This is a genomic window from Puniceibacterium confluentis (assembly GCF_007923445.1).
In the GTDB taxonomy this organism is placed as follows: Bacteria; Pseudomonadota; Alphaproteobacteria; order Rhodobacterales; family Rhodobacteraceae; genus Puniceibacterium; species Puniceibacterium confluentis.
The window spans coordinates 109,942-124,950 of the sequence record NZ_VOJI01000002.1; the positions used below are offsets into that span (position 1 = coordinate 109,942).

The window sequence follows — 15,009 nt, forward strand, 5'->3', positions numbered from 1 at the left end:
TTCGGCGCCATGACAGGCCCATTCGCGTTCAAAACACTTGCAGAAGATGAAAAGCCGCATAGTGTTAGCGTATGACAGAGCCCATTGATCCCAAGACATTCGCCCTGTTGCAACGCGTCATAGACGCGCGTTGCGATGACCCTTTCGCCATTCTGGGGCCGCACAAGGTCGGGCGCAGCCGCTGTGTCACCGCCTACGATCCCGGCGCGACGGCCATGTCCGCGGTGGTCGCCGGCAAGCCCCATGTGCTGGACCCGATCCAGCAGCTTCCCGGAATCTTTCGCGGCGTTGTGCCGGGCACCAAGCCCTATGTCCTGCGCGGCCAGAGCGAGGACGGCGCCACCTGGGAGGTTGAGGACACCTATCGGTTCGGGCCGGTTCTGGGGCAGATCGATGAATACCTGCTGGGCGAAGGCACGCACCGCAAACTGTGGCAGGTGCTGGGCGCGCATGTGCGGGAACATCAGGGCGCCAGGGGCACGTCATTTGCTGTCTGGGCACCGAATGCGCGCCGCGTTTCGGTGGTCGGCGATTTCAACCACTGGGACGGACGCCGCCATGTGATGCGGCGGCGCGGGTCGACCGGCGTCTGGGAAATCTTTGTGCCCGGGGTTGGCGACGGCACTGTCTACAAATACGAAATCGTCGGCGTGCATGGCGCGGTCATGCCGCTCAAGGCGGATCCCGTGGGCTTTGGATCGCAGCACCCGCCGGAGAATGCGTCGGTGGTGCGCGACATATCCGGCTATGGCTGGTCCGACACCGACTGGATGGCGACACGCGCCGCGAACAATTCGCGCACCGCGCCGATCTCGGTCTACGAGGTGCATCTGGGATCGTGGCGGCGCAAGGATCACGGTCGGCCAATCTCGTACATCGAAGCGGCCAGTGAACTGGTCGGTTACGTCAAGGACATGGGCTTTACCCATATCGAACTGATGCCGGTCAGCGAATATCCCTTTGACGGTTCCTGGGGGTATCAGCCGGTGGGCATGTTCGCGCCCACCATCCGCCACGGGCCGCCGCACGAATTCCGCGACCTGATCAACGCCGCCCACCAGGCCGGAATCGGTGTGCTGCTGGACTGGGTTCCGGGGCACTTTCCGACCGACGCCCACGGGCTCGGCCGCTTTGACGGCACGGCGCTTTATGAACATGCCGATCCGCGCGAAGGGTTCCACAACGACTGGAACACCCTGATCTACAATTACGGTCGGCGTGAGGTTGCGAACTACCTGACCTCGAACGCGCTGTACTGGCTGGACGAATACCATGTCGACGGCCTGCGCGTCGATGCCGTCGCGTCGATGCTCTACCGCGACTATTCCCGCAAGGACGGCGAATGGGTTCCCAACAAGGACGGCGGGCGCGAGAATTACGAAGCCATCTCGATGCTGCAGGAAATGAACGTCTTCACCTATGGCGAGATGCCCGGGATCATGACCGTGGCCGAAGAATCCACTTCGTTCCCCAAGGTGTCAGGCCCGGTTTATGACGGTGGGCTCGGGTTCGGGTTCAAATGGAACATGGGCTGGATGAACGACACGCTCGAGTACATGAAAAAGGATCCGCTCTACCGCAAGCATCATCACCACCAGATGACCTTTGGCCTGCACTATGCCTTTTCCGAAAACTTCATCCTGCCGATCAGCCATGACGAGGTCGTGCACGGCAAGGGGTCGATGCTGGACCGGATGCCGGGCACCGAATGGGAAAAGTTCGCCAACCTGCGCGCCTATTACGGCTTCATGTGGGGCCACCCGGGCAAGAAACTCCTTTTCATGGGCCAGGAATTCGCCCAGGCCCAGGAATGGAACCACGATGGCGAACTGGACTGGCGCGCGGCCCAGACGCCGATGCACAAGGGCATGCAATCGCTCGTGCGCGACCTCAACGCGCTTTACGCCGCGACTCCGGCCCTGCACGTCAAGGACTGCGATCCCGGCGGCTTCCAGTGGATTGAATCCAACGATGCCGATGCCTCGGTCTATGCCTGGATCCGGCGCGGCAATCCCGGTGATGCCGAGGTTGTGGTGCTGTGCAACATGACTCCGCAAGAGCAGAGCGCCTACAAGATCGGCCTGCCCTCTGCGGGAACATGGCGCGAGGCGTTGAATTCGGATGCCGGGCAATATGGCGGAGGGGACCGCGGGAACATGGGCGTGGTCACTGCCGTGGACGAACCAAGCCACGGTCAGGCGGCCAGCGCCTCGGTGGTTCTGCCGCCACTGACGACGATATTTCTGATCAGGGACTGAACGGACGACAGCTTTTCGGTCTTGCACGATAACAAGGTGGCCCTCCGGTGCCGCCGTATGAGGGAGGGGACCAACATGAGATTATCAACCACCCGGCTCGCCAGCCGGTCCATGGCCTTTGTGCTGGCCGGTGGGCGCGGGTCACGGCTCAAGGAACTGACCGACCTCAGGGTGAAACCGGCGGTCTATTTCGGCGGCAAGTTCCGGATCATCGACTTTGCGCTGTCAAACGCGCTGAATTCTGGCATCCGCAAGATGTCGGTCGCCACCCAGTACAAGGCACATTCGCTGATCCGTCACTGCCAGCGCGGCTGGAATTTCTTCCGGGCCGAACGCAACGAATTCCTCGATATCCTTCCTGCCAGCCAGCGCGGCGGTGATGAGGCGTGGTATCGCGGCACCGCCGATGCGGTGACCCAGAACATCGACATCGTCGACAGCTATGACGTCGATTATGTCCTGATCCTGGCGGGGGATCACATCTACAAGATGGATTACGAACTGATGATCCAGCACCACGTCGATTCCGGCTCGGATGTGACCATCGGTTGCCTCACAGTGCCCCGGTCCGAGGCCTCGGCCTTCGGCGTCATGGCGGTCGACGACAACGACGTGATCACCTCGTTTCTGGAAAAGCCGCAGGATCCGCCGGGCACCCCGGACAACCCGGATGTGACGCTGGCGTCGATGGGGATCTACGTCTTCAACTGGAAGTTCCTGCGCGACCTGCTCATCCGCGACTCCGAGGATCCGAATTCCAGTCATGATTTCGGCAACGACCTGATCCCGGACATCGTCAAGAACGGCAAGGCTCAGGCGCATCGCTTCACCAACAGCTGTGTTCGCACTACGCCGCAGTCTCCGGCCTACTGGCGCGACGTGGGCACGGTCGATGCCTTCTGGAAGGCCAATCTGGACCTCACCGACTTTACTCCCGAGCTGGACATGTGGGACACCGACTGGCCGATCTGGACCTATTCGGAATCCGTCCCGCCCGCCAAGTTCATCCACAACGAGGCCAAGCGCCGCGGCGTCGCCGTCAGTTCGCTGGTGTCGGGGGGCTGCATCATCTCGGGCACGGAAATCCGCAATTCGCTGCTGTTCACCCAGGTGCACACCAACTCCTACGCGTCGCTGGATCAGGCGGTGGTCCTGCCTTATGTGCGGGTCGCCCGCTCGGCACGGCTGAGCAAGGTGGTGATCGACCGTGGCGTGCACATCCCCGAAGGTCTGGTGGTGGGCGAGGACCGGGACGAAGACGCCAAGTGGTTCCGCGTCTCGGAGGGGGGCGTGACCCTGATCACCCAGCAGATGCTGAACAAGCGAGCCGCGGCGCAATGACCAGGGTCCTGTCGGTCGCATCCGAATGTGTTCCTCTGGTCAAGACCGGCGGCCTGGCGGATGTGGCGGGCGCTCTTCCGGGTGCGCTGGCGGCCTGCAATGTCGACATGCGCACCCTGTTGCCCGGCTATCCCGCTGTCATGGCGGGGAGCGCGGGCGCGCAGGTGGTCGCGGACCTTGGCGATCTGTTCGGCGGACCGGCCACCGTGCGCCGCGCCGGGCTGGGCGACCAGGTGCTGTACGTTCTGGACGCGCCGCACCTGTATGACCGGGCGGGGTCGATCTATCTTGGCCCGGACGGCAAGGACTGGCCCGACAACCCTGAACGCTTTGCCGCGCTGTCCTGGGCGGCCGCCCATATCGCGGCAGAAGGTATCGAGGGCTGGAGCCCCGAAGTGCTGCATCTGCACGACTGGCAGGCCGGGCTCGCCCCGGTGTATCTGCACGGAATGGGCGCGGCCGGTCGCGTCGGCACGCTGCTCACCATCCACAACATCGCCTTCCAGGGCCTCGCCCCGGAAAACCGGCTCGAGGCGCTGCGCCTGCCACGGTCCTGGTACAACCCCGGCGGCATTGAATATTACGGCCAGATATCGGCGCTCAAGGCCGGGCTCATTGCCGCGGACAAGATCAGCACCGTCAGCCCGACCTACGCGTCCGAACTGATGACACCCGAGTTCGGCATGGGTCTGGATGGCGTGCTGCGCGACCGCCAGGCGGACCTCAGCGGCATCCTGAACGGCATCGACCTCGATGTCTGGACACCGCCTTACAACAGCCCGGGCGGCAAGGCGCCGATGACCCGCGCCCTGCGCGAAGAGCTGGGACTGCCCGAATGTGACGGTCCGCTCTGCGTCGTGATCTCGCGGCTGACCGAGCAGAAGGGGCTGGACCTGCTGCTCAACGTCCTGCCGACCCTGCTGGCGGCGGGGGGACAGCTGGCGCTGCTTGGATCGGGGGATGCCCGGCTCGAAGCCGGGTTCCGCGATGCCGCCGAACGTCACTCCGGTGTCTCCGTGCGCATCGGCTATGACGAGGCGCTGGCGCATCGGCTGATAGCCGGCGGTGATGTCATTCTTGTGCCGTCCCGCTTTGAACCCTGCGGGCTGACCCAGCTTTACGGTCTGCGCTTTGGCACCCTGCCGCTGGTCGCGCTGACCGGCGGACTCGCGGACACGGTGATTCCCGCAAGCCCCGCAGGACTGGCCGCCAGAGTGGCGACAGGCTTTCAATTTGCCCCTGTGACAGCAAACTGCCTGCGCGGGGCCCTCATGCAGATGTGTGCACTCTGGCAATCCCCGCAGGATTGGCAGAAGATGATGGAGAACGCGATGGCACATCCGGTCGGCTGGGATCAGTCGGCCCGGACCTATGCCGCGCTCTATCAGACGCTCAAGAAGGTCACATGATCCAATCACCAGCACTGGCCGCCGGCCATTTTGCGCCTCTGGGGGCCACATTCGATGGCGAAGGCGTGAATTTCGCCGTCTTTTCCGAACACGCCACCCGGATGACGCTCTGTCTCTTTTCTGCGGATGGAATGACCGAAACCCACCGCATCGACCTGCCCGAACGTGATGGCGATGTCTGGCATGGCTATGTCGCCGGCCTGAAACCTGGCCAGCTGTACGGGCTGCGCGCCGATGGCCCCTACGCACCCGAAGAAGGCCACCGTTTCAATTACAACAAGCTGCTGACCGACCCATATGCCAAGCGGCTGACCGGTCATCCCAAGTGGCATGACGCCTTGATGGGCTATACCGTCGGGCACGAGGATGAAGATCTCAGCTTTGACACCCGTGACAGCGCCAAGTACATGCCGCGCTGCGTGGTCGAGGACCCGAGCTTTGCCTGGGGCAACGATGCGCCGCCCAACACTCCGATCCAGCGCAGCATCATCTACGAAGCCCATGTCCGCGGCCTGACCGAGCTGCACCCGGATGTGCTCAGCAAGGGGGGGTTCCTGGCGCTGGCCTCGGATCCGATCCTCGAACATCTGGTCGCACTGGGCGTCACCGCCATCGAACTGCTGCCGGTCCACGCCTTTATCAACGACCGCTTTCTGGTGGAAAAGAACCTCACCAACTACTGGGGCTACCAGACGCTCGGCTTCTTTGCGCCGGATCCGCGCTATCTGACCAAGAACGCGCTGTGGGAATTCCAGCACATGGTCGCGCGGCTGCACAGTGTCGGGATCGAGGTCATCCTTGACGTGGTCTACAACCACACCGGCGAGGGCAGCGAACAGGGCCCGACGCTGGCCTTTCGTGGCCTCGACAATGCCAGCTATTACCGTCTCGCCGACGACAAGCGGTTTTACATAAATGACACCGGCACCGGCAACACGGTGAACATGGATCACCCTATGGTGCTGCGCATGGTGATGGACTCCCTGCGTTACTGGGTCGAGGTGATGCATGTGGACGGTTTTCGCTTTGACCTCTGCTCGACCCTGGGGCGCACCGCCACCGGGTTTGATCGCAATGCCGCGTTCTTTCAGGCGCTGCGGCAGGATCCGACGCTGGCAAACGTCAAGCTGATCGCGGAACCCTGGGACATCGGGCCCGGCGGCTATCAGGTTGGCGCCTTCCCGCCGCCGTTTTCGGAATGGAACGACAAGTACCGCGATTGCGTGCGCAAATTCTGGCGCGGCGACGCAGGACAGGTGGCCGAACTTGCCGACCGTCTCACCGGGTCGGCACCGCAGTTCGACCATTCCGGACGCCCGGCCACCGCCTCGGTCAACCTCATCACCGCGCATGACGGCTTTACCCTTGCCGATGTCACATCCTACGTCGAGCGGCACAACGAAAAGAACGGCGAGGACAACCGCGACGGCCACGGATCGAACCACTCTGACAACTTCGGTGTCGAGGGTCCGACCGATGACGCGACAATCAACTCCGCCCGTGCCCGCCGCCGCCGCAACATGCTGGCCACGCTGCTGCTGTCACAGGGCACGCCGATGATCCTGGCCGGGGATGAGTTTGGCAATTCGCAACAGGGCAACAACAACGCCTATTGTCAGGACAATGAAACCGGCTGGCTCGACTGGGCCAATGCGGATCACGACCTGATGGCCTTTGCCACACGGCTCATCGCCTTTCGCAAGGCGCATCCGATCCTGCGGCAGAAACGGTTTCTGCACGCCCGGGAACGTATCGTCGACGGGATCGAGGATCTGTTCTGGTGGCGCGCCGATGGCGAGCACATGCAGCAGGACGACTGGAATTCCGCGGACTTGCGGTTTCTCGCGGTCGAGATGCGCACCGCAAGCGGAACCCCGAAATACGCTGTCCGCGAAGAGGCGATCCTGCTGGCCTTCAACGCCGGAGAGGCGGTGGACATGACGCTGCCCGAGGCGCCGGAGGGCAAGCGCTGGGTGCTGCACCTCGACACCGCCAATCCCGAACATCTGCCCGCACCGGCGAACGAGCCGACTTATGCGATGGCCGCTGAATCCGTGGTCGCCATGGTGCTTGAGGCACGGCGTGACTGATGCCTTCACAGAACTGGCCGCCAGTTTCGGAGTCGTCCCGCAGTTTGTCGATCTGACCGGCACCACGCGGACCACTTCGCCGGACACGGCGCGCGCTCTGATCGCGGCGATGGGCCACCGGGTGGAAAGCGCGACCGAGGCGCAGGAACTGGCCCGGCACATCGCCGCACAGGCGCAAGGCTTGCCGCGCTGGCAGGTCTGCCAGCCGGGAAAACCCGCCACCCTGCCCCTGCCCGAGGATGCCGACTGGCAGATAACCTGCGAGGACGGACGTGGCATCGAGGGGCGCGGTCCGGTTCTGCCCCCCCTGCCGATGGGGCGTCATGTCCTGCGCAATGGTGCGGCGCAGACCACCCTCCTGGTGGCCCCGGCGCGGCTGCCGCTGCCCCCCCGGCTCTGGGGTCTGATCGTGCCGCTGGCCGGTCTGCGCACCAGCGCGCGCGGCGGTATCGGCGACTATTGCGACCTCGGCGCGCTCGCGCGGGGACTGGGCGGTCACGGCGCGGCCTTTCTGGGCATAAATCCGGTGCACGCCGGTTTTGGCTGCGATCCTGCGGGGTTCAGCCCCTACACGCCGTCCCACCGCCGCCGGCTGTCGCCCCTGCACCTGCATGCCGAGGAAACGACGCTGCCGGGGCGCCCCCTGATCGACTTTGGCACCGAGATTCCGGCGCGCCTTTCGGCCCTCGAGGAGGCGTATGCCGACTTTGTCGAAAATGGCGACTGCGCCGCCTTTGAAGCCTATCTGCTGCGGGACGGCGCGTCCTTGCAGACCTTTGCCACCCATCAGGCCCTGTCCGAACGCCACGGCGCCTACTGGAACCTCTGGCCCGAGGACCTTCAGGACCCCGGCAGCACGGCAGTCCGTCAAGCCGCGCAAGAGCTGGCCCCCCGGGTGCGGTTCCATGCCTGGCTGCAGTGGCGGGCCGAAGACCAGCTGGGCGCCGCCGCGCAGGCGGCCCGCGATGGCGGCATGGCCCTTGGCCTTTATCTTGACCTGGCCGTCGGCACCCATCCGCACGGCGCCGAAACCTGGGAAGACCGGTCCAGTTTCGCCTTTGGCGCCGCGCTGGGGGCACCGCCCGATGCCTTTTCCAAGGACGGGCAGAACTGGCAGCTTGCGCCGTTCAACCCGCAGGCGCTGATCGACGGGCACTTTGCCGCGCTCGCCGAAACGCTGCGCTGCCAGTTCCGCAGCGCCGGGATGCTGCGCATTGACCACATCCTGGGGTTTGACCGCGCCTTCTGGGTGCCTGACGGCGCACCGGGCGCCTATGTGCAGATGCCTCTGGACGCCATGCTCGCCGTGGTGCGGATCGAAGCCGCCCGCGCCGGTGCAGTGGTGGTCGGCGAGGATCTGGGCAACATCCCGGACGGCTTGCAAAAGGCGCTGGCGGCCTCTGGCATCCTGGGCTGCCGTCTGACGATCTTTGAGCAGAATGGCCGCAAATCGCCGCGGTTCCGCAGCCCCAGGGCCTATGCCCAGGCCAGCATCGCCAGCTTTTCCACCCACGACCTGCCCACCTGGGACGGCTGGCGGCAGGGGCACGAAATCACACTGCGCCACACCCTCGGCTCCATCGACGACGCCACCGCCGAGGCCGCGCGGGCCTGGCGCGCGGGCGAAGTCGCCGCCCTGGACCGCGACACCGGCGGACCCGGCGCCGGCTCGCCGGCGGACGTCAGCCGGATGCACGACCATCTGGGCCGCAGCGCCTCGCGGGTTGCAGCGTTGCAGATCGAGAATATCCTGGGCATCCGCGATCAACCCAACCTGCCCGGCACCGTGACCGAGTATCCAAACTGGCGCCAGCGTCTTCCGGCGGGACCGGATGCCATACTGCAAGACCCCCGGCTGGCAGACGCCGCCGCCGTGATGAAACGCCACGGGCGTTAGGAGGAGACGACCATGACCATTATGACCATCCCGACCAAGCCGATCGAAGGGCAGAAGCCAGGCACCTCGGGCCTGCGCAAGAAAACCCGCGTCTTCATGGGGCCGCACTACCTCGAGAATTACCTCCAGGCGACCTGGGACGGTATCGGCGGCGTTGCGGGCAAGACGCTTGTCCTGGGCGGCGACGGGCGCCACTTCAACGACCGCGCCGCTCAGGTGATGCTGCGCATGGCCGCCGCCTCGGGTGCGAAAAAGGTCATCGTCGGGCAAAACGCGCTGCTGTCCACGCCTGCCGCGTCCCACCTGATCCGCAAGCGCAAGGCGGATGGCGGCATCATCCTGTCTGCCAGCCACAACCCCGGCGGCCCGGACGGCGACTTTGGTGTGAAATACAACGTCGCCAACGGCGGCCCGGCCCCTGAAGGTGTCACCGAAAAGATCTTTGCCGCCACCACGACCATCACCGAATACAAGATCGTCGAAGCGCAGGACATAGACCTCGCCACCATCGGCACCTCGCACCTGCTCGACACCGAGATCGAGGTGGTCGACCCGGTGGCCGATTACCAGGATCTGATGGAGCAACTGTTTGATTTCCCGGCGATCAAGGCACTGTTTGCGGGTGGTTTTCGGGTCAGTTTCGACGCCATGCACGCGATCACCGGCCCCTACGCCAAGGCCATCCTCGAAGACACCCTCGGTGCCGCGCCGGGCAGCGTGACCAACGGCGTGCCCCTGCCCGACTTTGGCCAGGGCCACCCCGACCCGAACCCGATCTGGGCCAGGGACCTCATGCAGACGATGTTCGCCGACGACGCGCCGGACTTTGGCGCCGCCTCGGACGGCGACGGCGACCGCAACATGATCGTCGGGCGGGGCATCTATGTCACCCCGTCGGATTCGCTCGCCGCGATTGCCGCCAATGCCAGCCATGTGAAGGCCTATGCCGGCGGGCTGAAGGGCGTCGCCCGCTCGATGCCGACCTCCCGGGCGCTCGACCGGGTCGCCGAAAGCCTTGGCATCGACTGCTACGAGACTCCCACCGGCTGGAAATTCTTCGGCAACCTGCTGGATGCCGGCCGCGCCACCATCTGCGGCGAGGAAAGCGCCGGCACCGGGTCGGACCATGTGCGCGAAAAGGACGGCCTCTGGGCGGTGCTGTTCTGGATCAACATGCTGGCGGCGCGCAAGATCTCGGTCGCCGCGTTGATGGCCGAACACTGGAAGACCTTTGGCCGCAACTACTATTCCCGGCACGACTACGAAGCGGTGGACAGCGTCGCGGCCCAAGCCCTGGTCGATGATCTGCGCAAACGTCTGCCGGACCTGCCGGGGACGACGGCGGCCGGGCTAAGCGTGGAGTCGGCGGACGAATTTGCCTATGACGACCCCGTTGACGGTTCGCGCAGCGAAGGCCAGGGCCTGCGTTTCACGCTGGACGGCGGCGGGCGCATCGTGTTGCGGCTTTCGGGCACCGGCACCGAAGGCGCCACCCTGCGGGTGTACCTTGAACGGGTCGAAACCGATGCGGACCGGATGCACGATGACCCGCAGGAGGCGCTGGCCGGGATCATTGCCGCCGCAGAGGCGCTGGCCGGGATCAAGCAACGTACCGGGCGAGACAAGCCTGACGTGATCACCTGAACACCAATGACAGGAGGGTGCATGCCCCTCAACGACCGTATCTCCTTTGACGAAACCGCGGCCCAGGCCCGGGCCGACGCCTGTCACAAGATCCTGATGACAGCGGAAACCCGGTTCGACGGCGAACAGCAGATCGCCCGCCACCTTGGCGGGCAGATCGACGGCGGGACCGCCTGTTTCGGCTTCTGGGTGCCGGAGCTGGCGGAACACCGGGTGCCGGGGGGGGATGTGTTTCTTGAGGTGCTGGCGCCGTTGACGCCGCTGGACCTGACCGTCGCACATCAGGATGTGGCGTTCGAGCGGGCATACATACCCGTCATCCGGCTGGACGAGCACTGCTTTACCGCCGTGCGTGGCATGGTGGCCGGCAGTCGCGGCCGGATCGGCGATTTCTACGCCCTGACCTGGCGCGACAGCAACGACGTCTGGCATCGCATCCTCGACCCGCTGGCGATGTCCCTGCCCTTTGGCGTGATGGCGCCGGCAGAGCTTTACGACGTCGCCGCCATGCAGTCCGCCCGCACCGACGCCGCCTATTTTCAGGCGCTGAAAGGCGCGGTGCCGCACAAGTTCGGCCCCCCCACCAACATCCTGCAGATCCACGTGCCCTCGGCCACGGCCGGCGGCACCATCGCCGCGCTTACCCGACAGTTCGAACGCCTGGCAGAACGTGTGTCACGCGGTCTGCCGCTGGATCCCGCCGACCAGTTGTTCACCGGCTATGACTCGGTGCAGCTGCTGCCGGTCGAGCCGACCACCGTCTATGAAACCGGTCCCGATTTCTGGCAGGAATCCCAGGACACCGACACCGGTGTCACCGTGTCGCTGCTGCGGCCCGACACCACCAACTGGGGCTATGACATCGTGATTTCGGGCATGGCCACGGTGAACCCGGTGCTGCTGGAAAGCGGTCGCCCGGACGAGCTGGTCGACCTTGCCTGTGTTCTGCACAACTTTCCCGGCAAGCCGAAGAAACTGGTGTTCGACGTGGTGTTCGGCCATTCGGACAATCAGGGTCTGAACGCGCTCAACCCGCATTTCTTTGCCGGGCCGAACATGTACGGCCAGAACCTCGACTACCAGAACCCGGCGGTGCGGGCGATCCTGCTGGAAATGCAGCGGCGCAAGGTGAATTTTGGTGCCGACGGCGTGCGTGTCGACGGGGCACAGGATTTCAAGTTCTGGGATCCGCAGGGACAGCGCATGGTGCATGACGACGACTATCTGCAAAGCATGGCCGATATCGTGCAGCAGGTCGCGGGCACGGAATACCGTCCGTGGTTCATCTTCGAGGACGGTCGTCCCTGGCCGGACGAGGACTGGGAGCTGAGTTCGACCTACCGATCGGTGATCGAGACGCAGCGCGACGACGATGTGTTCCAGTGGGGGCCGCTGACCTTTGCCCACAACACGCCGTTTCTCTACACCTTCTGGCTGGGCAAGTTCTGGCGCATCCGCGAATGCCTGTCGGTCGGGTCGAACTGGATTTCCGGCACTTCGAACCACGACACCCTGCGCCGGGGCACCCAGGTCAGCCCCGAGATGAACATCAACACCGGGCTCGGGCATTCGCGGATGGAAATTCTCGACAAGGCGTATGACAACCCGGCTGTGCACACCCTGACCTATGCCGCCCTGCCCGGTGTGCCGATGGATTTCCTCAACGCGATGGCGCGCGGGTCATGGGGGTTCATCCGCAATCAGGACGACAAATACGGCGTCAAGGTCGTGGCCGAAGAGGCGATCAGCCTCAAGTGGCAGGTCGATGAGTACAGCTATTCCATCCCCTCGAACTTTCGCCGTCTCAAGGAATTCGGCTTTGAAACCCGCGCCGATCTGGCCCGGTTCTGCGAATTCCTGCCGGCGCTGGTGGTGGTGACGGAATACGACCTCGAGGACATCGCGCGCCTGCTCAACGCCACCGACCCCAGGCTTGCCGGGCCGCACTACACGGTCGCCACCCTGAAACAGGTGGCGCGGGCCTGGATGGACGACATGCACGACTACTGCAACATCTCGCATTCCCTGCCTGGGCTGGACCCGGTGCAGTCGGCCTACACGCTGTCTTTGCGCGAATTCCGCCGGGCGCGGCCGTGGCTGCGCGACAATTACGGGCCAAAGGACCATTTCGGCTATGTCGAGCCACTGAACGGCCGCACCCTGTTCACGGCACTGCGGCATGGCCCCGATGGCGAGCAGGTCTACAGCGTCCTGCACATGGAGGGCAAACCCACCACCGACATCGACCCGCTGCGGCTGGGCGTGCCCGGCACCGAAGGCTTCGGCTGGCAGTGTGCCTTGCGCGCGCCCGGGATCGGATCCGACTACCTGAGCGGGCCGATCGTGCTGCGCGACTCGATGGCGCTGGTGTTCACCCGCAAGGGCTGAGGATGCTGACCGGCCCGCCCGGGTCTGGTCGTCTCAGATCGCGACACGCCGCACCCCGGCCACCGGCAGCGTCCCCGCGACGGTGTCGACCGGATGCGGAGCGTGGTTGAACCAGAACCTTTCGGTTCCGGTGTCGCGGACGCGCACGCCCTCCGGCAGGTCCAGGGTTTCCAGCCCGGCCAGATCACACAACTCTGACAGCAGCCGGTGCAGCGCCGCCGCGTCGCCCCATCCGCCCATGTAGGTCACATGCCCGGCCCGCTGTGCCACAACGGCCCCGTCCTCGCTGGTCAGCACCGCCGGGGCCGTGCCTTCCAGCTGTTCCAGCCAGCCGGTCACCGCACCTCCGCCTGCCAGAGTCACCGGCATATCGGGCCGCAAGCTTTCCAGCCGGGACACCGTCACCCCCAGCCCCGGCCAGTCCGGCGGCAGCGGCACGGGCAGAGTGAAGTCAGCGTCCCGCGCGGCGGTGCGCGGGCCGATCAGCACCTGCGCATTGCAGGCGTTCAGTGCGGATTTCAGATCCTCCGGGACAACGATCAGACCCGGCGCCAGAACAAGCGCATAGCCAGCGAAGTCCCGGGTTGTCGGCGGCAGGATATCCACCGACAGCCCCAGCCGCCGCAGTGCCCGGTAATGCGCCAGCACGAGATCGAAATAGCTCAGCCCGGCGCCGTGCGGCTGGATCTGCCACATCCATTCCGACCCATAGTCGAACACCAGCGCCACCGGCGCCTGCGTCTGTGCCACGTCCGGGGCGTCGGCCAGCTCTGCCGCCACCGCTTCCGCCTCGTGGAACGCCTGCGCCGCAACGCCATCCGGGCGCAGCATCCCGGCATGCAGCTGCTCTTGTGCAAAGGGCGCCTGCCGCCAGCGGAAATAACACACCGCCTCGGCGCCGTGGGCAAATGCCTCCCAGGTCCAGAGCCGCACCATTCCCGGCAGCGGCGCCGGGTTGTAGGGGGCCCAGTTCACCGGCCCGGGCTGCTGCTCCATCACCCACCAGCGACCATGGCCCTGCCGGTGCGCGCCCTGCGCCCGCCCGACCGCACGATAGAGGTCATGGTGAAAGGCCTGGAAATCCGGATCGCCCTGACGGGCGTAATGGCGCTGCTGCGCCGGAGTCGCGCCGACCCGGTCTTCGAGAAAGCCCAGCGGATAACTGTCCCAGGTCGCGATATCGAGATCGGCGCCGGTGGCAAAGTGGTCAAACTCGGTCACCCGCCCCATGTAGTTGTGACTGACCGGCGCGTCGGACAGACTGCGGATGATGTCGACCTGTGCGCGGTTGAATGCCACCACCTGATCCGACGAGAACCGCCTGAACGCCAGCACATGCGCCGGGTTTGGTTCGGTCACCGTCAGGTTGGGCAGGTCGATCTCGTCAAATCCGGCATAGTCCATCGACCAGAACACATTGCCCCACGCCCGGTTCAGGGCTGCGATGTCGCCGTCGTTGCCCGCCCCGGGATAGGCCCGGCGCAGCCAGCCCCGGAACGCCGCACGCGCCGCGTCCGAATAGCTGATCGCGGTGTCATGACAGCCATATTCGTTGTCGGTCTGCCAGGCCGCCACATGCGGATTCCGGCCGTATCGTTCTGCCAGCAGGGTGACGATGCGCCGACACTCCCCCAGATAACCGGGATGGGAAAAGCAGTAGTGCCGCCGCGATCCGAACCGGCGCGCGCGCCCCTCGGCATCCATCGCCAGCATGTCGGGGTGGCGCGTCAGCATCCAGCGCGGCGGGGTCGCCGTCGGCGTGCCCAGCACCACCCGCAGCCCCGCAGCGCCCAGCACCGCGATCGCCTCGTCCAGCCAGTCAAAGCGCAGCTCGCCGGGTGTCGGCTCCAGACGGGTCCAGGCGAATTCGCCGATCCGCACCCAGGTCAGGCCGAGGTCCGCCATACGCGCGGCATCGTCCTCCCAGATGGCGCGCGGCCACTGTTCGGGATAATAACAGGTGCCCAGCGTCCGCTTCATGC

8 protein-coding genes are annotated in these 15,009 nt (G+C 65.3%); 7 read left to right on the forward strand and 1 reads right to left on the reverse strand.

The features are described from left to right. The first annotated feature begins 71 nt into the window (after positions 1 to 71). From glgB to gghA, 7 genes are all read left to right on the forward strand, one after another. Positions 72 to 2,258, forward strand: coding sequence for a 1,4-alpha-glucan branching protein GlgB (gene glgB / locus FOY53_RS03220; RefSeq protein ID WP_146585668.1), 2,187 nt, complete (start codon positions 72 to 74; stop codon positions 2,256 to 2,258). A gap of 75 nt (positions 2,259 to 2,333) precedes the next feature. Continuing rightward, positions 2,334 to 3,599 (forward strand): glucose-1-phosphate adenylyltransferase, encoded by a 1,266-nt coding sequence (glgC, locus tag FOY53_RS03225; RefSeq protein ID WP_146585670.1) that lies wholly within the window; start codon positions 2,334 to 2,336, stop codon positions 3,597 to 3,599. Continuing rightward, positions 3,596 to 5,008 carry a glycogen synthase GlgA gene (glgA, locus tag FOY53_RS03230; protein WP_146585672.1) on the forward strand — a complete coding sequence of 471 codons (1,413 nt, stop codon included), beginning with the start codon at positions 3,596 to 3,598 and terminating at the stop codon, positions 5,006 to 5,008. Before glgC ends, glgA begins: the two co-directional genes overlap by 4 nt. Further along, complete coding sequence (gene glgX, locus FOY53_RS03235; RefSeq protein WP_146585674.1) at positions 5,005 to 7,098, forward strand: glycogen debranching protein GlgX; 2,094 nt, start codon at positions 5,005 to 5,007, stop codon at positions 7,096 to 7,098. The genes glgA and glgX overlap by 4 nt, the downstream gene beginning before the upstream one ends. Further along, entirely contained in the window at positions 7,091 to 8,995 is a 1,905-nt protein-coding gene (gene malQ, locus FOY53_RS03240; protein WP_246107264.1) for a 4-alpha-glucanotransferase, read from the forward strand. Before glgX ends, malQ begins: the two co-directional genes overlap by 8 nt. A 12-nt stretch (positions 8,996 to 9,007) precedes the next feature. Then, complete coding sequence (locus tag FOY53_RS03245) at positions 9,008 to 10,639, forward strand: alpha-D-glucose phosphate-specific phosphoglucomutase (protein WP_146585680.1); 1,632 nt, start codon at positions 9,008 to 9,010, stop codon at positions 10,637 to 10,639. Between the two features lie 21 nt (positions 10,640 to 10,660). Then, entirely contained in the window at positions 10,661 to 13,027 is a 2,367-nt protein-coding gene (gene gghA / locus FOY53_RS03250) for a glucosylglycerol hydrolase (protein ID WP_146585682.1), read from the forward strand. A gap of 33 nt (positions 13,028 to 13,060) precedes the next feature. Here the strand turns inward: gghA and FOY53_RS03255 are convergent, their stop codons facing one another. Next, positions 13,061 to 15,007, reverse strand: coding sequence for a beta-galactosidase (locus FOY53_RS03255; protein ID WP_146585684.1), 1,947 nt, complete (start codon positions 15,005 to 15,007; stop codon positions 13,061 to 13,063). Positions 15,008 to 15,009: the final 2 nt, after the last annotated feature.